The sequence below is a fragment of the Trichocoleus sp. AS-A1 genome, assembly GCF_039962015.1.
Lineage (GTDB): Bacteria > Cyanobacteriota > Cyanobacteriia > Cyanobacteriales > FACHB-T130 > FACHB-T130.
The window spans coordinates 100987-120840 of the sequence record NZ_JAMPKG010000018.1 but is presented as its reverse complement, the minus strand read 5'-3'; the positions used below and the strand labels follow the sequence as shown (position 1 = coordinate 120840).

General features: G+C 45.8%; 17 protein-coding genes and 1 pseudogene. 10 read left to right on the top strand and 8 right to left on the bottom strand.

Going from position 1 to position 19854, the window contains the following annotated elements; genetic code table 11:
* Nucleotides 1–57: 57 nt before the first annotated feature.
* The 5 genes from NC994_RS15715 to NC994_RS15695 all read right to left on the bottom strand — a co-directional run bounded on the left by NC994_RS15715 (nucleotide 58) and on the right by NC994_RS15695 (nucleotide 7626).
* Nucleotides 58–624 (bottom strand): hypothetical protein, encoded by a 567-nt coding sequence (locus NC994_RS15715; protein ID WP_190439330.1) that lies wholly within the window; start codon nucleotides 622–624, stop codon nucleotides 58–60.
* Nucleotides 625–989: 365 nt separating this feature from the next.
* Nucleotides 990–1901 carry a tRNA pseudouridine(55) synthase TruB gene (gene truB / locus NC994_RS15710; protein ID WP_190439326.1) on the bottom strand — a complete coding sequence of 304 codons (912 nt, stop codon included), beginning with the start codon at nucleotides 1899–1901 and terminating at the stop codon, nucleotides 990–992.
* A 20-nt stretch (nucleotides 1902–1921) separates the two neighbouring features.
* On the bottom strand, nucleotides 1922–2665 hold the full coding sequence (locus tag NC994_RS15705; protein ID WP_190439323.1) for a DUF1963 domain-containing protein: 744 nt from the start codon (nucleotides 2663–2665) through the stop codon (nucleotides 1922–1924).
* A 7-nt stretch (nucleotides 2666–2672) separates the two neighbouring features.
* On the bottom strand, nucleotides 2673–4457 hold the full coding sequence (locus NC994_RS15700) for an alpha/beta hydrolase (protein ID WP_242032583.1): 1785 nt from the start codon (nucleotides 4455–4457) through the stop codon (nucleotides 2673–2675).
* Between the two features lie 115 nt (nucleotides 4458–4572).
* Nucleotides 4573–7626 (bottom strand): response regulator, encoded by a 3054-nt coding sequence (locus tag NC994_RS15695; protein WP_190439319.1) that lies wholly within the window; start codon nucleotides 7624–7626, stop codon nucleotides 4573–4575.
* Nucleotides 7627–8263: 637 nt separating this feature from the next.
* Between NC994_RS15695 and argF the strand changes: the two genes are divergently transcribed.
* The 5 genes from argF (at nucleotide 8264) to NC994_RS15670 (ending at nucleotide 12304) form a co-directional block, all read left to right on the top strand.
* Nucleotides 8264–9184 (top strand): ornithine carbamoyltransferase, encoded by a 921-nt coding sequence (argF, locus tag NC994_RS15690; protein ID WP_190439317.1) that lies wholly within the window; start codon nucleotides 8264–8266, stop codon nucleotides 9182–9184.
* A 136-nt stretch (nucleotides 9185–9320) separates the two neighbouring features.
* Nucleotides 9321–9959 carry a transcriptional repressor LexA gene (gene lexA / locus NC994_RS15685; protein ID WP_190439316.1) on the top strand — a complete coding sequence of 213 codons (639 nt, stop codon included), beginning with the start codon at nucleotides 9321–9323 and terminating at the stop codon, nucleotides 9957–9959.
* A gap of 262 nt (nucleotides 9960–10221) precedes the next feature.
* Nucleotides 10222–11481 (top strand): AmpG family muropeptide MFS transporter, encoded by a 1260-nt coding sequence (locus NC994_RS15680; protein WP_190439355.1) that lies wholly within the window; start codon nucleotides 10222–10224, stop codon nucleotides 11479–11481.
* A gap of 57 nt (nucleotides 11482–11538) precedes the next feature.
* A complete protein-coding gene (locus NC994_RS15675; RefSeq protein WP_190429526.1) occupies nucleotides 11539–11763 on the top strand; it encodes a hypothetical protein in 225 nt (74 codons plus the stop codon).
* Between the two features lies 1 nt (nucleotide 11764).
* On the top strand, nucleotides 11765–12304 hold the full coding sequence (locus NC994_RS15670) for a GNAT family N-acetyltransferase (RefSeq protein WP_190429519.1): 540 nt from the start codon (nucleotides 11765–11767) through the stop codon (nucleotides 12302–12304).
* Nucleotides 12305–12484: 180 nt separating this feature from the next.
* Here the strand turns inward: NC994_RS15670 and NC994_RS15665 are convergent.
* Nucleotides 12485–12583: pseudogene (locus tag NC994_RS15665) on the bottom strand (IS1 family transposase); the annotation flags it as partial.
* Between the two features lie 1332 nt (nucleotides 12584–13915).
* Here NC994_RS15665 and NC994_RS15660 point away from each other — a divergent pair.
* Nucleotides 13916–14680 carry a HEAT repeat domain-containing protein gene (locus NC994_RS15660; RefSeq protein ID WP_190439351.1) on the top strand — a complete coding sequence of 255 codons (765 nt, stop codon included), beginning with the start codon at nucleotides 13916–13918 and terminating at the stop codon, nucleotides 14678–14680.
* Between the two features lie 10 nt (nucleotides 14681–14690).
* Here NC994_RS15660 and NC994_RS15655 read toward each other — a convergent pair whose 3' ends face one another.
* A complete protein-coding gene (locus NC994_RS15655; RefSeq protein ID WP_190439312.1) occupies nucleotides 14691–15398 on the bottom strand; it encodes a uracil-DNA glycosylase in 708 nt (235 codons plus the stop codon).
* Nucleotides 15399–15660: 262 nt separating this feature from the next.
* Here NC994_RS15655 and NC994_RS15650 point away from each other — a divergent pair, with 262 nt between their 5' ends.
* On the top strand, nucleotides 15661–16377 hold the full coding sequence (locus NC994_RS15650; protein ID WP_190410593.1) for a phosphoribosyltransferase family protein: 717 nt from the start codon (nucleotides 15661–15663) through the stop codon (nucleotides 16375–16377).
* Between the two features lie 112 nt (nucleotides 16378–16489).
* A complete protein-coding gene (locus tag NC994_RS15645; RefSeq protein ID WP_190410594.1) occupies nucleotides 16490–16789 on the top strand; it encodes a hypothetical protein in 300 nt (99 codons plus the stop codon).
* 114 nt (nucleotides 16790–16903) lie between these two features.
* On the opposite strand, the gene NC994_RS15640 is transcribed toward NC994_RS15645, so the two are convergent.
* Nucleotides 16904–17281, bottom strand: coding sequence for a VOC family protein (locus NC994_RS15640; protein WP_190439310.1), 378 nt, complete (start codon nucleotides 17279–17281; stop codon nucleotides 16904–16906).
* 146 nt (nucleotides 17282–17427) lie between these two features.
* Between NC994_RS15640 and NC994_RS15635 the strand changes: the two genes are divergently transcribed.
* The gene (locus tag NC994_RS15635; protein ID WP_190439307.1) at nucleotides 17428–18546 is read left to right on the top strand and encodes an aldo/keto reductase; all 1119 of its coding nucleotides are present in this window, start codon (nucleotides 17428–17430) and stop codon (nucleotides 18544–18546) included.
* A 205-nt stretch (nucleotides 18547–18751) separates the two neighbouring features.
* Entirely contained in the window at nucleotides 18752–19834 is a 1083-nt protein-coding gene (locus NC994_RS15630) for a class I fructose-bisphosphate aldolase (RefSeq protein ID WP_190439302.1), read from the top strand.
* The last annotated feature ends 20 nt before the right edge of the window (nucleotides 19835–19854 follow it).

Genomic DNA, 19854 nt, shown 5'->3' with positions numbered 1-19854 from the left:
ACAAACTCTATAGCCCTAAAAAACTCTAGTAAGATTTTAGATCCAACGGCTTAACTTCTATTGAGGAGGAAACTGCTGCTCGTTGACGATGGTAAATCCTGAAGAAACTGAGCCGTAAGAACGAACTTTGTCAAAAATTTTTACTAATTCCCTTGAAGGTTTCCGGGTAGAAACCTTCTGTCGCGACCTTTTTTGGAAATTAAAGACCTCTATAGGGCCTGGTTCGCTAGGATTCTCGCAGGCAAAAACTATCTCAGAAGATGAAATAAATCCTAAATAGGAATTGCTTTCAAATCCTTCACAATTAGAAAAAGCCAATATTTTATAGCGATTAAGAGTGTCTAAAACTAAATGATTAACCCAAGAATTATTTAATCCATCAAAAACATCTAATCTTAACACTAAATATCTATCATCCGGGGAAAAAGAGACTGGATTAGCAATAACGTAGTTATGAATATTGTTACTTAAGCCCAGAATATCTCCCAGCCTTGTTGTACTTGATAGTCCATCCTTTTCAATCACTAATTCTCCAAGAATTTTATCAGCAGTATTGGGATTACATTTTATCAACAAGTTATTGTTTGCCCGACTGTTGGCTTGACCAACTCTCCGAATATTCATATTCAGATAAACTGAATTAAGACCATTCGGTGAGGTCAACTTCTGGGATTGATAGCGAACTTGCGTAGAACCCCGACAATTCCCATTCAATCTGGTAATAATTTCCCGACTTAAAGTGGCGAAGTCGGAATCTTGAGCCGATGATTTGTTAATATAGCTCGAAACAAATCCCAGAGTAATTGCAATACAAATTAACGTTGATTTTAGCGATCGCATCCAAAATTCTCTCCAAAAGCAGCCAAGTCGTTCGCACACGGCTATCATGCTGCCAGTTCTAACTCTAAAACGATTATCCTGACAATCGGATGGCAGAGGCATCGCCGCGATCGCCCACGCGAGAAAACGGGTGTTCCGATAAATGTGGCTCAAAGTGGCTCAAATACCATCAGAGGAACCAGCAGATAGCCAGTTTCTGAGGCAAGCAAGCAGCCTATGCCCAAAAAACGACCCTCTTCATCGTTCAGCCGCAACTTTCCCTCTTCAGCGTCCGTCAAGGCAGGAAAGGAAAGGGGGCGAAAAGGAATGCGCTGACCTTGGCACCAGGCTTTAGCATCTGTTGCTTGTAAGGTGACAGCTGGGAGATGCCCCAAAGCTGCCGACGCTAGAATTGGATGAAACGTTCCTTGTTTGAGCTGTTCTTCCAATTCTTCAAAAGTCAGGCTATCTGATAGCTGGAAGCCGCTACTCTCAGTGCGAGTCAGGGCGGCAAGGGTGCCGCCAGTTGCACACGCCAAACCTAAATCGCGAGCGATCGCTCTAATATAAGTTCCAGGGCCACAAGCGATCGCTACATCTAATTCGGGAAAATCTCCTTCTCTCCACTCCAATATTTCTAGCTTATAAACTTCCACCTCTCGCGCTGGAACTTCAATAATTTCCCCCGCCCGTGCCCTATCGTACAGGCGTTTTCCCTCAACTTGAATGGCACTATAATTTGGCGGCACTTGCTGAATTTTGCCCTCAAATTTCTTTAAGGCTGCTTGCACTTGTTCTAAGGTTAATCCTGGTACTGGATGGGCGCTGATAATTTCTCCTTCCAAGTCATCAGTCGTCGTTTTTACCCCCAGTCGAATCGTCCCCCGATAAGCCTTATCCTGCCGCAAATATTGCAACAGCCGCGTCGCCTTGCCCAGCGCAATTGGTAACACGCCAGTCGCAGCCGGATCTAAAGTTCCTGCGTGTCCCACGCGCTTGAGGCGCAAGAGTTTTCGCACCTTGGCGACACAATCGTGAGAAGTGAATCCAACAGGTTTATTTAAGTTAAGAAATCCTTGCATTTAATCCTATAAGTTTTTAATTAGTGGCACTGCCACAGACAAGCAGCTTGTTCCTTATGTTTTGGGCATTGGACGAGATATGCTGCTCCCATATCACCCCAGTTATAAAGAATATTATTGTTATCATCTCCTGAATCAATTTGAAAAATAAATTGATTCATTTCGCGGTTACAAGTTGGACAATTTGGATATTCAGGAAATTGTACCCAACTAGGCCAACCAGCTAACTTGTCTTCTCTTCGAGGGCGCTTGTAGACAATATCAAAAGCTTTATTATCTATTGTATAGTTATCTAGTTCTATCTCTTCCCTGCCAGGATACTCGTCCCTTTGTTCCCATCCTACAATTAACTTAGCAGGAAATAAATCTTCTATTTCTGGGATATCCATCTCTGATGGTGTGGTGTTTGGTTGGATAATTCTCACGAGTTTAGTTGTTGCAAATGGTTCCCAAGCCTCACAATCAACCTCGCAAAGAGGCTTGTCGTAGCTAGTACAATAAAAAAATTGTAATAAACCGTTGCCAAACTTTCCATTCAAGCTTTCAGGCAACTTATCAAGATTCAGTTGCAAAAATAGCTGCATTGGCTTTTGACAATTAGGACAAGTAGGCCAAGTCTCATCGGCACTCAGCCAAGGTTTTCCAGCAAACTTTGATGCAGTTAAATCTCCATCACCTTCTTGAACGATAGGTTTCCAAGCTGAACGCTTAACACTGCTTAGTTTTTGTTTTAGTTGAGCTAATTTCAAATCATCCGATTGCATATTCTAGTTAAGGTGTAGGAGCAATATTTTTCGGGTAAGGCACACCTAACGCCTCTACCCTATCCCCTGGCAGAGATGGGGAAGAATTCCTCTCGTCCCCTTGCAGGGGAAGGGCTGGGGGAGAGCTTAACTGAAAAGTATTGGGTGTAGGAGATGGGATTGGCTGAGCAGTAGAAGTATTGCTGATTCCCTGCAATTGTTCCTCTGTTAAAGACTGAATCAAAACTAAAGGAATCTCATCTCGACTGATATATTGAGCGTAAGAAGCATTCAGGTATTGTTGATATTCTGGCTCGTTAGAAACATAGGTTTTAAAAAAAGCTAGGCTCAGGGCTTTCACATATCCAAAAGCAGTCACGGGATTTGGTCCCGCAACTTGTGGCGGAATCTTGACTACCCCAGTACCTTCAAACGCTTCTCCCAAAGTGGAAAAATGCGTTGCCTTTTTCATTAAAACCAGATATTTGTTGGGGGTTGTCAGCCAAGTGAAGGGTTTAATCTGTTCTGATAAAGCGGGTGCGGCGGTATCGTTACTGCTGGCAAATAACATTATCGGAACTTTGATGCCGCTCATCTCACTTTTTCCGAAGATGCTACTATCAACTGGATTGATCGCGATCGCTGCCTTAATTCGGTCATCCCCCAATTGATAATCAATTTGCGGCAATAGCAGCGCCCGACACTGGAGCAACAGCGACAGATTCAACGAACTATTGATAGCAGTGCAATCTTTTTCCAGGTTCTCAAAATTAATTTCTGCACCCGCCAGCGCCAACGCTGTGTAGCCGCCAAACGATTGACCAAGGACGCCGACGTTTTGCATATCTAGTCGTCCTCGATAAGTAGCTGCCAGTTGATCTAGCAAATACTTCATATCTAGAGGACGGTCAACCGCCTCGCTGGGAGGAGCCGCATCGCTTGTCAGACCGCTAATTAGAGCCTGCAACTGCTGGGAATTACTGCCTGGATGCTCTGGTAGAGCCACTGCAAATCCATGAGAAGCTAAGTGTCTCGCCAGGTAGGCATAGGACAAGCGATCGCTTCCCAGCCCGTGAGAAATTACAATTACGGGTGCGGCTCGTCCGCTCAACTGCGGCAGATAAACATCGACTGGGAAGGTACGGCTGCGGCTGAGGTCATTGAGCGTCAGGGTCTGCATTTCCCAGCTTAGCGGCCCTGGTTGCTGTAAATCTCGCCCTGCGGGAATATTAAACGGTGTTGCCATTTGTGATGGCTGAAAGGGCATCTGAGTGGATGACTGAGCTGAGATTTCAGCCAAAGCTGCCTGTTCAACGGCAGCGATCGCTCCTTGGGTTTTCCCGATTAGGTTGCTCAGCTCATCAATAATCTCAAAGCCCCGATCCGAATTAATCCGAATTGCGTAAGTCGGAAACTTTCGCAGTACATTCAGTGGCGTCAATCCTTGTGGATCGGCAGCAGCTTGAATTAAAGCAGCTCGAATTGCATAAAAACCCGGTTGAAACGCTTTTGTTTGAATAATTTCGCCAACCCGCCGCAGCAGAATTTCCCCCTGCGGCGTGTAGAGAAATTGAGCCACTGCCACCGGACTCACATTCGCACGAGTTTGCAAAATCCTCCGTAACTGCTCTAGCTGTTCCGGCTTAAAAAATTGAGCATAAAACCCTAAATCCTGATTGATTTTGCCTTCCCTGGCATATTCTTCCAGTGCCGAAACCGGAAGGGATAACTGTATCGGTCCATAGGAAATAAATATTTTTTCCGCAGCCAAAACCCGACTCGGCATCAAAGCCGTTACAGAAGGTAAAACCATTCCTAGACAGAGACATGGAAGGCTTAAAAGCAAGCGTTTAATCGCAGAATTGATAATCGGCGATGTAGGTTGCCTTTGCAACCCACTCTTTAAACATCCCTCCCTGTTGTTTTGCCTAAAAGGCTTCCTCAAAAGACTCAATTTCGTCCCATCTTTCATCGGTTCCCTGTTTTTGCAATCTCTGGCAACGTTTAACATAGAGGCTAGCCGCTTTATCTTGATTATTTTGCTCTAAGACGTTCTTAAAAATTTCCTCCGCAAAGGCATATTTTTTGCTGTAATAAAGATGAATTCCCCATTCAAAAGAGCTTCTGGTTTTGCTTTTTAGCTCTAAAGCCTCTAAGATAACACCATCAAAAACTTCAAAAATAGGCGATAAATCTTTACGACCTTTAATATGAACTTTATCCAAGAATCTATAATTATATCGAGTGGGATCTTCTAAACCCAGCAACGTCTTTTCACTAATAATAATAGAAGCTCCGTAGGCTTTGGTCAAATCTTCCAGACGAGACGCCAGATTCACTGCATCTGAAATCACTGTCCCTTCCATACGCTGTTCATCTCCAATCGTGCCTAGCATCAAACTGCCGCTATGGATGCCAATGCCGATAGCGATAGGAGGTAAATTGCTTCTTCGGCGTTCCATATTGTACTGCGAAACTTGTTTTTGCATTTCAATCGCTGCCCGCAAAGCATCTTCAGCGCTTTCCGGGAAAAGCGCCATCACCGCATCTCCAATATATTTATCTATAAAACCATTATTATTCCGGATAACGGGACTCACCCGACTCAAGTAGGAATTAATAAAATTAAAATTCTCTTTGGGTGACATCGCCTCTGAAAGGCTCGTAAAGTTGCGAATGTCAGAAAAGAGGATTGTCATGTCTTTCTGCACTTGATCGCCTAGCTTTACATTAACAATGCTTTCTTCTCCCAGCAAACTAATAAATTGACGGGGCACAAATCGACCATAAGCAATATTTATTTTGGAAAGCTCAAGATGAGTCTCTATTCGTGCTATCAATTCGTGTCTTGAAATAGGTTTAGTTAGATAATCATTGGCTCCCGACCCAAAGGTTTCTAATAAATTAGCAACGCTATGCGCTTCTGTCACAATCACAATTGGTAATTCATTGGCAGGGAAAGTTTGGCGAATTTTTTTGCAAACTTCATAGCCTGACATTTTTGGCATCATTACATCAAGTAAAATTAAATCAGGCTTTAGACCTTGCTCAATGGCTTCTAAAGCAGCGATTCCATTCCTCGCTTGATAAACCGTATAATTTTCCAAATAGAGATAATTGTTAAGGATCTGAAGATTAACCGGATCGTCATCTACAATTAAAATTTTAAATTTTCCTTCTTGGGGTGCAGGTTGTAGGTAATCTTGTAACCTTTCAAACTGAAAGTTTTGAATTTCAACCTCTTTTGAACTGAGTTCTTTGGAAAGCGTTTGTTGTATACTTTCCAATTTTCCTGCCAGCGGTAGCGTAAAAGTAAACCGCGAACCTTTTTTTAGAATGGATTCTACGTAAATTTTGCCGCCATGCAATTCCACCAGTTGTTTAGTAACTGCAAGGCGGATGCCCGTCCCTACGTAAGGTCTAGAAATAGATTCTTCGGTAAGTTCAAAAGCATCAAAAATGGTATTTATTCTATTGATTGGAATGCCAATTCCGGTATCTGCAACCGTAATTTCCATGTAATTATCCGCAACTGAAGAAACAACTTGTATACTACCTGTATCAGTAAATTTAATCGCATTACTAACTAAATTATGCAGGATTTGTTGAACTCTATTTTCATCAGCACATACCATTGGTACAGTAGGTTCAATTCGATTAACCAAGCGCAAACCTTTGATATCTGCGAAAGGTTTAGCAAGAGTTAAAACTACATCGGCAATTTCTTGCATTCCTACTGGTCTGAGTTTTAACCCCAGTGTTTTATGCTTAAGTTTTTCTAAATCAACAATATCGTTAACCATATTTGCTAGCCGTTGACCGCTTTGCAAAATCATTAACAAATTTTGCTTTTGAATTTCCGACAGTTGTCCAGCAGCTCCCTCTAAAAGAGAGTCAGTGATACCGATTATTTCATTTAAAGGAGTTTGTAGCTCTTGGGAAGTATTAGCTAAAAATTCATCTTTTAGTTGATTGATTTGTAATAAATCTTTATTTTTGGATTCTAGGTTTTGGGCATAGTCTCGTATTTCCGCTACCATCGAATTAAAGGCATCTGCCAACAGTCCCAACTCATCTTTGCTTTTAACATCTATAAAGATGTCAAAGTTGCGATCGCATACTTTTTGGGCACCTTCTAATAATTTTTCGATAGGGTTTCCCAACCAACGCGCCAGCAAAAATGCGACGAGCAGCGATAGGAATAAACTAATACTAATAATACTGATGCAAATGTATTGTAATTTATGAATTTGGTTGATTTCGTTGGTGCCGTCGTACTCTAAAACTAAAACAGCAATGACATTATCTTTTTCATCTTTAATGGGAATGGCTGCTTTGAGAAAAGTGCCAATTTTATCTGTATAAAATTTCTTGCCAGCTTGTGCTTCCCCCTCAAAAGCTTGCTGTAGTTCATTTTGCTCAGTTGCGTATAAATCCCCAATCAATTTTTCTTTCTGAGCTAGTATTTTTTGAGAATCGTCATGAGCCAGAAACTTGACAATTCGATATCTCGGCGATTCTGGAATGCTGACAATAAGATAGGTTGAGCGAATGAGGGGAATCTTGTCTTTTGCTTCCGAGGTTTGCCTCAAAAATCTCACAGGAAATACTTTTCTCCGGCTGCTATTTCTAATTTTTATCAAAATTTTTACAAGAGCTTGATACTCCGGGGATTTTATATATTCTTGAGCAATTTTAGGTGGTAAAGAAGCCGTGATTTCTCCAGGTTCTAGGGTTTTAATTTTTTCGCTGACAGGCAGAGAATTTTTTTCAAGAGACTGACGAAGCTGCTGAATTGTTTGTTTTTCGTCTTGCTCTAACGAAGATGCTCCTTGACGACCTACATCTTTAAGCCGCTCTGACATCTGGTTTAAAACAATTTGATTTGTTTTTGAGTAGAAAAAATAAACGCTAGTGCTGGTGACTCCAACTGAAAGAAGCGAGATAGCCAGCCCTATTTTCACCGCGAAGGGAAATTTCATATTCGGGATTCTGTAAAAGTTATATTTCTGTGATATTTCTAATTATTTTTATGAATCAATGATTATCTTAGTAAATATCCTTAAATGGCTTAAAGTTATACTAAAAATTTTAAGTCTAACCCCCCTAAGCGGTATACATCAGTTTGTTAATTCTTGCAACCTATTTTCTAGGTAGGGGAAACAGGCTGAGCTTTTGCTTACTTTTTTTGCTGAAAGGATACAAAAGGAACTTTTACCATATCAATACCTTTTTTAAGGTTTATTTTGACTTTATAGTGGTTTATTTCTCGGTTGAAAAGATATTTTCGAGGACTAGGGTTGAAAGAGACTGGAGAAGCCTAAATTTGGGATGAATAACTCTCTATTAAGCTGCTGGAACAGAAAAAACATTTTCCCTTCAAACCCGTTAAATTCTGCAAAAATGGGTTGCTATCCCGAAAGTTTTACCCTGGATGTACCTGGAAACACTTCTGGTTACTCATGAACTTGTCCTTACAATTCTCTGCCACAGCTAAGTTGATAAAAATCTGGTAGGGTTTTAAAACGGTATAACAAGAGCCAAGTAGAGTCTAAACGACTCGCTCCGTTAAGACTCACGCTGCGGGAACGCATTTTACTTCACTCATCGGGGATAAAAATGGAAGCATTGAAAGGACGAGATCTCCTAAGTCTGGCAGACCTCAGTGCTGAGGAAATGAAAGAACTTTTGGATTTGGCAGCTCAGCTGAAGACGCATCAGCTAAATTTGCGCTGCAATAAGGTGTTAGGGCTGTTGTTTTATAAAGCGTCTACACGGACTCGCGTCAGCTTTTCAGTGGCAATGTACCAACTAGGCGGTCAGGTGATAGACCTGAATCCTAATGTTACCCAGGTGAGCCGGGGAGAACCGTTAGCCGATACAGCACGAGTGTTGGATCGCTATCTAGACATCTTAGCGATTCGGACATTTGAGCAGGAGGATCTGCAAACTTTTGCGAACTATGCCAAGATTCCGATTATCAATGCGCTGTCGGATTTAGAACATCCCTGTCAGGTTTTAGCTGATTTATTAACTGTTCAAGAATGCTTTGGAACGCCAGATGGGCTGACTTTGACTTATCTGGGAGATGGCAATAATATGGCAAACTCCCTGCTTTTGGGCTGCGCGTTGATGGGGATAAATGTGAGAATTGCTACACCTACGGAGTATCAACCCGATGCGGCAATTGTCGAGCAAGCGAAAAAGATTGCACAGGCTAACTCTGAGGTGACAATTACTAACGACCCTGAAGCTGCCGCCAAAGGTGCCCATGTGCTTTATACCGATGTTTGGGCAAGTATGGGTCAAGAGGAACAAGCAGATGCCAGAATTCCAATTTTTCAACCTTACCAAGTGAATGAGCATCTGTTGAGTATTGCCGATCCTGATGCAATTGTGCTGCATTGTTTACCTGCTCATCGAGAGGAAGAAATTACCGATGCTGTTATCGAAGGTTCTCAGTCGCGGGTTTGGGATCAGGCAGAAAACCGAATGCACGCGCAGAAGGCTTTGTTGGTGAGTCTTTTGGGAGCAGATTGATAATTTGCTAATCCCTAATCGCGAATGGCAAATGGCTAATTGTTTAAAAAACATTAGCCATTAACCACTGGACAGACGTGGATTTTAGTAGTACGAATGTTCTATAGGACGTAGATTAGTATTCCCCTATTGTTTTATGGAACCCCTAACTGATGCTCAGCAGCAACTTTATAATTGGCTGGTGGAATATATCAGTCAATATCAACACGCGCCTTCAATTCGGCAGATGATGCGGGCAATGGAACTGAAGTCGCCTGCGCCGGTTCAGAGCCGCCTGGAACACTTGCGTGCGAAAGGCTATATTGACTGGACGGAAGGAAAAGCCCGCACGATTAGGATTGTGCGCGCTGGTGCGAGTGGAGTGCCGGTTTTAGGAGCGATCGCTGCCGGTGGTCTTGTCGAACCTTTCACCGATACGGTCGAACAGCTGGATTTGGCTGCCCTGTTTCGTCAGCCGGATTATTATGCCCTTCGGGTGGTCGGAGACAGCATGATTGATGACCAAATTGCTGAAGGCGATATGGTCATCATGCGACCCGTACCCGAACCGGATCGCGTGAAAAATGGCACGATTGTGGCAGCACGAGTCGAAGGACACGGAACGACCTTGAAACGCTATCACCGGCAGGGAGAGCAAATTACGCTCAAACCAGCCAATACCAAATACGACCCCATTAAGGTAAAGGCGAACCAAGTGGAGGTGCAAGGTGTGTTGGTCGGCGTCTGGCGCGGCTATGAATTTGCTTCCATGAAATCGGGATCTCGAAGGCGATAGCATTCTTCGCGTTCCTCTTATCAAAGTCTCCGGGAAAAGGTTTCTCTCTATGGGATGATATCTCAAGACCAAAAGAGCCATTCTCCTGAGTCATTAGGAATTGGAGAAACGGTAATTGGTAATTGGTAATTCATACAAGGCATTACCGATTACCGATTACCCACTACCAAGGACAGCAAACTAATGACTCAAAGTTCGTAAGGAGCCTTTGTCAGTCGTGAAAGCAACCCAATCTTTTTTTCAAGTTTTTCAAAGCCGCAAGATGGCGGCTCTTTTGTTTCTGGGCTTTGCGTCAGGTTTGCCCTTGTTCTTGACGAGTAAGACGTTGCAAGCCTGGATGACAGTCGAGAACGTGAATTTAAGTGCGATTGGGTTGTTCAGCTTGGTAGGTTTGCCCTACTCGCTCAAGTTTATTTGGTCGCCCTTACTCGACCGCTTTGTGCCGCCGTTTCTGGGGCGTCGTCGTGGCTGGCTAGTTCTGACGCAAGCGGCATTGTTGTTAGCGATCGCAGCAATGGCGCTCCAAAAGCCCTCCCAAGCTTTGCAACTGTTAGCCGCCAATGCTTTACTGATTGCCTTTTTCAGCGCGACTCAAGACATCGCCGTTGACGCCTATCGCACAGATGTCCTGGAAGAACGGGAAATGGGAGCCGGGGCAGCGATTTTTGTTTTAGGATATCGCGTTGCCTTGCTGATTACGGGTGGTTTGGCGCTGATTTTAGCGGAAAAATTGTCTTGGCCTACAGTTTACTTGTTGATGTCGCTGTTGATGGCAATTGGGTTCGTGAGTTCAATTTGGGCACCGGAACCCATACAGCGCGATCGCCCACCCGATTCCTTATCAGAAGCGGTGTCTTTGCCATTTATTGAATTCTTTCAACGCAATGGTCAGAGCCAAGGATTTTTGATTCTAGTTTTCATTGTTCTCTACAAACTGGGTGACGCGCTTGTTAATAATATGTCCACGCCCTTTTTGTTGGAGAAGACCGGCTTAAACTTCTCTTCCTCAGAAGTTGGTGCAATTCAGGGCGGCATGGGATTACTGGCAAGCATTGTTGGCGCTCTTTCAGGCGGTGCAATTCTCAGCAAAATCGGTATTAATCGCTCACTTTGGGTATTTGGTGCTTTGCAAGCAGTGAGTAATTTTGCTTATTTTCTCCTTGCACAAGTCGGGAAAAACTATCAGTTACTTGTACTGACTATTAATATTGAAAACTTTTGTGCTGGACTCGGAAACGCCGCTTTTGTAGCCTTTTTGATGAGTCTTTGTAACCAGCGCTTCTCGGCAACCCAGTATGCTTTACTCTCCAGCTTAATGGCAGTCAGCCGCGATATTTTAGTTGCCCCAGCGGGTCGAATCGCAGAAGCCACTGGTTGGCCTTCCTTTTTCCTAATTAGCATCGCCGCTGCCTTGCCTGGATTACTGCTGCTGCCTATTTTTGCTCCCTGGAATTCGCGTTCCGTGCCAGAAATGCCTAGAGAGGTACTAGATGATGAAGACGATGACTCTCAACAGTTGTAGGATAGAAACAGAGAGCTTAACAAATCTTAAACACAATTCTTAGAAAAGTCTTTCTCTATGGCTATCTTTCGTCAGTACATTGTTCCATTGATCGTGGTGTTGATCTTTTTTGTGGCGCTGGTGGCAGTTAGCGCCCGCATCTTTTTACCCTCTGACATGGCAGCACCCGCACCTATTGAGGAAGTCAATCCTCCTGGGGAACACGCTCAGGCACCGACATCTGATTTTGGCTTAGAAATGATGGATTTAGGATTGATCTCCAATCTAAAATCGATAGTCTAAAATGCCTTGTCTGTTATTGCCGGGGTATCAGCTGCGCGAAGGATCGAGTCTGAATCGAGCAAGTCTCGTGAAATTCATGCAGCTGACTTACCAGGAGCTTTTTCCAGAACAAAAAGATTTTTCTCATCTAGCGGAAACGGTTGAGCAATACTTTTCTAAAAAAACGCCTTTGTGGTGGGTCGAACTAAAGGAAGAAGGAAGAAAAAAGGAAGAAACAGATTCTTCAATTCCTGGCTCATCCGTTCATCATCCTTCCCAAGTAGCTTGTCTTTGGTTGGGAAATGCCGTGGATCAGGTGACAGGCGATCGCCATGCCCACATTTTTTTACTCTATGTCTTGCCAGAACACCGCCGACGTGGCATAGGAAAAGCTTTGGTCAATCATGCCGAAGACTGGGCGCGGGCAAGAGGCGATCGCCAAATGGGTCTGCAAGTCTTTCAAACCAATCAACCCGCGTTGAATCTTTACCGCAGCCTCGGCTACCAAACCCAGTCTTTGTGGATGCTGAAACCGCTGTTTCCTGAGACACCGCAGCCATAAGGAAGACCAAGCAAGCTATTTTGTTTTGGGTCGTCCAAAACCTTTTGCCTGTTTCTTCCCTTTGCCCTTAGAAGTTTTTTCCGGTACGGCAGGAACGCTGTGCGTCTTAGGCAATGCCTGAGCTTCAGATGTTACAGCAGGCTTTGTCTGCGTTTGTGGCTCGGCTTCTTCACCAGCATCAGCGGCAACAAACTGTTTCCCACAGTCTTTACAAACATATCTTTGCTTGTTTTTATAGTGCCCATTTTTCCGAACCTCAGTAGCGCCGCATTTTGGACAGTTAATCTGAGGTGTTTCTATTGCTTGGGCTTCTGGGACGGCTGCGGGTGCTGATTCTACCGCGGGTTCGTTCTGGTCGTCTGCTTCTGGTTGCTGATTGAAAACAGATACCACTGCCTCAAGCGCTGATGCAGCTCTATCTAATAAAGTTGGTTGAGGGGCGTCTGGTTCATCATTGGGAGCGATCGCTTCCTTCGAAGACTCAGCAGCCGTCTCCTCGTCTGGTTGAACTGACACTGGAGCTTCGGCGGTTGGTGTTTCGGTTTCGACTTCCGATTCGCTGGGGATCTCTTCGACTGGAACGGATGTAGCCGCTGATATTTCGGCTTCGACTGGAGGTGCTGGTTCTACAGCAGGCTCTTTTTGGTCGGCATCTGGCTTGTCGAAAACAGATACCACTGCCTGAAGCGCCGCCGCCGCCCTGTCTAATAAAGAGGGTTGTTGGGTATCTTTTGGTTCCTCTATCGGAGCGATCGCCTCTGGCGACTCAGCCTCAGCAGCAGTCGTCTCCTCTGTCGGTTGAACTGACACTTCCGGTGCCGCCGTTGGAGTTTCAGATATTGCTTCTGGAAGGGCGCTGGGCGTCTCCTTAACGGGTTCGGGAATGGGTGCTGCTTCCGTCTCTGGCACTGAACTGGGTGATGACTCAACTTCCGGTGCCGCGACTGGAGTTTGGGCTTCTGTCCCTGGCACTGAGCTGGATGGTGACTCTACTTCCGGTGCCGCGACATCTGAGGGAGCCGTAGAACTCGCGTCTACTGGCTGCTCCCAACCAGGTACTGGAGGGGCAGGCTTCCAGTTGGGGTCAGGCTGGGGAATTTTGAATGCTATAATTTCCGGCGGTTGCGATCGCGTTGGTTTGGCAGCAGTCAGTCGGCTGATGCGATCGCCGAGATTTTCCGCGATCGCATAGGTCACGGGAAGCACCGTCGGTTTCGAGACTGCCTCTCGCACCAAGCCGCTAACGTGTTCGGACGGATCGAGGGCAGGTTGAGGGGCAGGTTGAGGGGTAGATGGCACTGACGGTGATAAATTGACCTGCGGCAATGGCATCACCGGCTGCTGAAATTGGTGGGTAGGTCCCAAGGCGGGAACGAATCGAATGGAACGAACCATCCGGCGATATGGCTCTAGGTGGTCTGTCACATTACTCCCCCTGTTATCAAGGATCACAATAGAAGGCTCTTGGTGTCGTGTACTATACCAAATTCAACTTTTTGATCGGGTCTAGCAACTCATAATGTTAGTTTTCTTAACTTTCGTGCCTCTCTCAAGCAGGCATTGCCAGTAGAGACTAGAGGAATGGGAGCGGTAGTGGTACTTTATTCAAATATGTATGACGACGATGACGATTTGAGCTTACTCGATCCAGAGATAGAGCTAGAAAGCCCTCTGGATCAAATAGAGCCGCTTGATGCCGACGCAGAGAGCCAGCCTAAACCAGATCCAGATGCGATGCTGGCACTGTTAACGGCTCCCGGAACGCAGCAACGGATGCTAGCAGCACGAGCTTTCTGCGAACTCCAGGATGAACGAGCGATTCCTCATTTAATTCACTTGCTGAGTGACTCCTGCCCGTTGCTGCGGGTGAGTGCTGCTTATGGACTGGGGCGCAATCCCAGTTCTACCGCCGTAGTGCCGTTGATTACCCAACTCAACAACGATTGGAATGGCTACGTCCGCAAAGGCGTTGTTTGGGCTTTGGGAAACTGCCGCGATCGCCGCTCGCTAGAACCTCTCACCGACGCCTTAAAAACCGATATTTCTGCCGTGCGTCTGTGGGCAGCCAGTGGGTTAGCTCAAATGGCTGAACTGGGCTACGAAGCCATTGTGGCATCAATTCCACCCCTGATTGAAGCTCTAAGGCAAGACCCGATCGCCGCAGTCCGTAGCAACTGTGCTTGGTCGTTAGGACAACTCTGCCGCGAAATGCCTTCTAATGCCGTCTACGCTGGTGCCATTGATGGATTAATTGAAGCATTTGCAGAAGATGAAGAGATGGGTGTCCGAGAAGATGCAAAAGCTGCGCTTTTGAGAGTCGGCGATCCTAGAGGTCTTCAGTTGATTGAAACCTTAGAACAGGAAGGACTCGTGTAAACCGACAACATTACGCTGGAGAACTGCGGATTTCATCCAACTTTGCCCGTACTGCTTGAATATCCTGCCACATTAACCATTTGGGGCTGCCCGCTTCACGGGCAGGATTCCGCAGCAGGTAGGCTGGATGGAGAATCGGCATACACAGGCGTCCTTCCCACTCGATCCAAGTGCCGCGAATCTTAGTAATGCCTCTTTTATCGCCAGTCAATCCTTTCACTGCTGTAGCGCCCGTCAATAGGATAATTTTCGGGTCTACCATGCGGATCTGTTCCAACAGATAGGGTTTGCAAGCAGCGATTTCATCGGGGGTGGGAACCCGATTGGCGGGGGGACGGCACTTATTAATATTGGCGATGTAGACGTCCTGTTCGGTATTTAGCTGCACCGAAGCGAGTATTTTCTCTAGCAACTGTCCCGCTTTACCGACAAATGGCAAGCCAGTTTCGTCTTCATTTTGACCGGGCGCTTCCCCCACAACCATAATGGGTGCCTGGAGATTGCCGCGTCCAACTACAGCGTTTGTGCGGGTTTCGCCCAATTGACAGCGATAGCATTGGTTGCAATGCTCAGCCATCTGAGCCATTGTTTGATAGGTGCCAGCAGGAATAGGAATTTTGGCACTTGTCGGAATCAGTTCTAGTGCTTGAGGCTGGGCTGTGGTAGATTCGCTAATCCCTGAGGTGTCAAAAAGGCTGAGTTGGTCTTCGCTTGGCATGAATTTGGCGGATAGTCTATGGTTTTTCCGAAATAATCCTAACAATATTGACACTCCGCTGACCTAAGTCGGAAGCTCACTCTTCCGACTTAGGTCAGCGTGAGGCTTAGGTTCTCTGAGCTTCCGGTTACTCTTAGGCTGAAGGTGGGTTCACACTTGCCCTTTGATAGTTCATACTTTGGATGGACTCTCGATTTCTGCCTTATCTGGCGAAAATCAGCCATTATAGAGGCGAGCGCACTGCCAACTTCTGGAGGGTGCCATGTCATCAGCCCCAATTTTCCGCGATCGCATTACTGCTGGCGAGCAGCTAGCTCAGCCTATTCTGGCAGAGATTAAGCAGCTCCAGGCTCAAGGCTTGAGCGTTCAGCCGATCGTTTATGCACTGCCTCGCGGCGGCATTCCGGTAGCTGTGCCGGTAGCACGCTGTCTGGGTTGCCCGGTGGATATCGTTGTCGCTAAAAAAATTACCCGTCCTGAAAATCCAGAACTGGCGATTGGTGCCGTTACGTCAGATGGGCACGTTATTTGGTACCAGGCAAAGCGATCGCGTAAAGATCCCGAAAATAATCAGCTACGGGAAGCGGCGTTGCACCAAGCCCAAGAAAAAGCTGCGGCGCTCTACAGTCAGCTTTCTCCTAGCTGCTTGTCCGTGAATCCTCGCGGTGCGATCGCTATTTTGATTGACGATGGCATTGCTACCGGCATGACAATGGCAGCCGCCGCTTACGCTTTGAAAGCCCAAGAACCTGCTGCGGTTTGGGTTTGTAGTCCGGTGGCACCGATAGGATTGGGCGATTGGCTATTATCTTGGAGCGATCGCGTGATTATCCTCCAGACTCCCGATCCTTTCCTTAGTGTCAGTCGCTTCTATGAGGCATTTCCCCAAGTTGAGACACAAGAAGCGATCGCTGACTTACAACAGCACAATCAGCAGATTTTCCCTGGAACTCCTCCAGATGCACCTCTAAGCAGATAGCCAAACTGTTTAATTTTGATTATCTTAACTAGTAGTCCTAGATTGATTTTTTTATTAACGATTAACCGTTAGTTAATCGTTAATGGCTCTTTTAAAAAATAACAACCGATCGATGAGACCTATACAATTTTGGTGGCGCACTTTAGTTTTTTCTAGCCAGTACAATCCACCTTGGTTCGTTGAGTTGCTGATGACCGGGTTAGCTATCGGCTTACTGATGAGCTGGGAAATTACCAAAGACTGGCCTTATCTGCTTTTAAGTTCAAGCTATGCCATTGGAGCTGCGATGTCAATGTGGGTACGCGAAACTCTCATGCCCTCGCCCCATTTGCGCGTGATGCAGATTCTCGCCATCCTGTTACTAATCTATAGTTTTTGTAGCTTTTCTGACTTAGCCGTTTACCTCAAGTAATCCTGTTTCAAATTTAGATTTCAAAATCTAATTTCACACGCTATTGGATAATTTTAAATCATGCAAATTTAAAATTATCAAGCGACACCTTTTCTTCAAAAATAAGTAAAAATTTTAACAAATAGCAAATACTTGGTGAAGAATTAACCGATTTCCTACGGGATCGTAAGCATAGACTTCTCTGCCATGAGAAGCGATAAAAATTTCTCCTGGGGGTGGGTATCCGAGGGCAGTTAGGTGAGAAATTGCCCCTTCTAAGTCAGTCACTTCTAAACACAAGCTCATTCCACTTTTAGCTGATTCAAACTCTGATAAGTGCGTTTCTTTAGGTCTGAAAATTCCTAAGCGAAATCCAGGCAACTGAAATTCAGCGTAAATATTCGGGATGTAGGGATTTGGGTTTTGGTTGAGCAGATTGGTATAGAAAAGCACTAGAACTTCAAGGTCAACGGTTGCTAAAGTGACGAGTGCGGCGGTGCATTGGAAAAGCATATTTGTTAGGAATCACCTGAAAAAAGGTTAAGCCTTAATAAATTGGATTTTTAAGAGAAGTGAATAACCTATCTAGAGACGGGTGAAATACACTAACAAAACTATTAATTCTAGGAAGAAATAAAAGAAATCAGCAGGGTCAGTTCATGCCAGATGCACATGATGATACCGCAGCCCAGAATCGTCGCCAAGAAATTCTGAACTGGAAGCGCAGGCAGTTTCTGCAACGACTCGGCGTTTTGGGAGCTGGAGTCGCGATCGCCGATCGGATTTTGCTACACCCCCACCAACAAGTCAATGCTGAAACGAATCTATCGCCAACTTCCCAGGCGACGCCCATCAAAGCAGGCGAGATTCCCCGCCGAAAACTCGGACGCACTGGCGTAGAAGTTTCCGCGCTGACACTCGGCGGCTTTCACTTGGGAGTTCCGAACGAACCCGAAGCGATTCGGATTGTTCAAGAAGCGCTGGATGCGGGTGTCACCTTTATGGACAACGCCTGGGAATATAACGAAGGTGTCAGCGAACAACGGCTGGGGAAGGCGCTGCAAGGGCGGCGGGATAAAGCTTTTGTGATGACCAAAGTTTGTACCCACGGACGCGATCGCAAAGTCGCCATGCAGCAACTAGAGCAATCTTTGCGGCGTCTGAAGACGGATTATATCGACTTATGGCAAGTTCACGAAGTTGTTTACGACAACGACCCGGAAAGGCATTTCTCCAAAGGGGGTGTTATCGAGGCTTTAGATGAAGCCAAGCAGCAGGGTAAAGTTCGGTTTGTCGGCTTCACAGGTCACAAAGATCCGGCAATTCACCTGAAAATGCTTTCCTATGATTACCCCTTTGATACGGTGCAACTGCCACTGAATTGTTTTGATGCCAGTTTTCGCAGCTTTGAGAAGCAAGTTCTCCCAGAACTCAACAAGCGCGGGATTGCCGCCATTGGCATGAAAAGTCTCGGCGGTGAGGGCGAACCGATTAAAGCAGGCGTTGTCACCGTTCAAGAAGCGCTACGCTATGCTATGAGTCTTCCCGTGGCAACGACGGTGAGTGGGATTGACTCGCTACAAGTGCTGCGCCAAAACTTGAATATTGCCAGGGGTTTCACGCCGATGACTCCAGAGGAAATGCAAGCAGTGCGATCGCGGTATGCAACCTATGCTGCTGATGGGCGCTTTGAACTTTACAAAACATCAAAGAAGTACGACGGGCCACCGGGTAGAGAACAGCACGGATTTCCACCAAAAGAGCAAGTTGAAACTTGAAGCGGTACGCTAGCTTTTAAGGATAGTTCTCTCGTTGATTAAAGACGGGTGGTAATTGGAATTGGAGTGATGAGTTTTGAATAAAGCATTTTAAACTCAAAACTCAGAATTAAACACGCGCTACTCTAACAAAACTTTTGATTGATTACCCCTCTTCCCTGCATCAGTACTGCCCACCAAAACTCAAGTTTTTAGGAAAACGGCTATGACTACTACGCTATCTATGCCCAGTTTTCTAGAGTCGAATCTTGGTCAAGAAGCAGAAGACCTTCTGACTCACAAAGCGAAGATTTCTAAAGATTTACTGCATCTGCCAGGGCCTGATTTCGTAGACCGAATTTTTGCTGCTAGCGATCGCAACCCGCAAGTGCTGCGGAGTCTCCAGCAACTCTATTCAACCGGGCGTTTAGCCAATACTGGCTATCTTTCCATCCTGCCAGTAGACCAAGGCATCGAACACTCAGCGGGTGCTTCTTTTGCACCCAACCCGATGTATTTCGATCCTGAGAATATCGTCAAACTCGCGGTCGCTGCCGGTTGCAATGCCGTTGCTACCACGCTGGGCGTTTTGGGCATGGTTTCTCGCAAGTATGCCCACAAAATCCCCTTCATTCTCAAGATTAACCACAACGAACTGCTCACTTACCCCAATCAATTCGACCAGATAATGTTTGCCTCTATCGAGCAAGCATGGAATTTGGGGGCAACTGCGGTCGGGGCAACGATTTACTTTGGTTCAGATCAATCTACCCGCCAAATTCAGGAAGTCAGCCAAGCTTTTGAACTCGCCCACGAATATGGGATGGCAACGATCCTTTGGTGCTATCTCCGGAACAACGCTTTTAAGCAAGACAAAGACTATCACCTGGCAGGAGATCTCACGGCTCAGGCGAACCACTTGGGCGTGACCATTCAAGCAGACATCATTAAACAAAAGCTGCCTGAATGCAACAACGGATATGCTGCGGTTGCCAAAGCCGCAGGTCAAAGTTACGGCAAAACCCACGATCGAGTTTACACCGACCTAACGACCGACCATCCGATTGACCTCACTCGCTACCAGGTGCTGAATTGCTACTCTGGTCGCGCTGGATTGATTAATTCCGGAGGTGCGTCAGGTAAAAACGACTTTGCCGAAGCAATCCGCACCGCCGTCATTAACAAACGGGCTGGAGGTACTGGATTAATTTCCGGTCGTAAAACCTTCCAGCGTCCGTTTGAGGAAGGAGTGAAGCTATTTAACGCCATCCAAGATGTTTATCTGTCACCAGATGTAACCATTGCTTGAGCGCGGGGTCTGTTTATCCA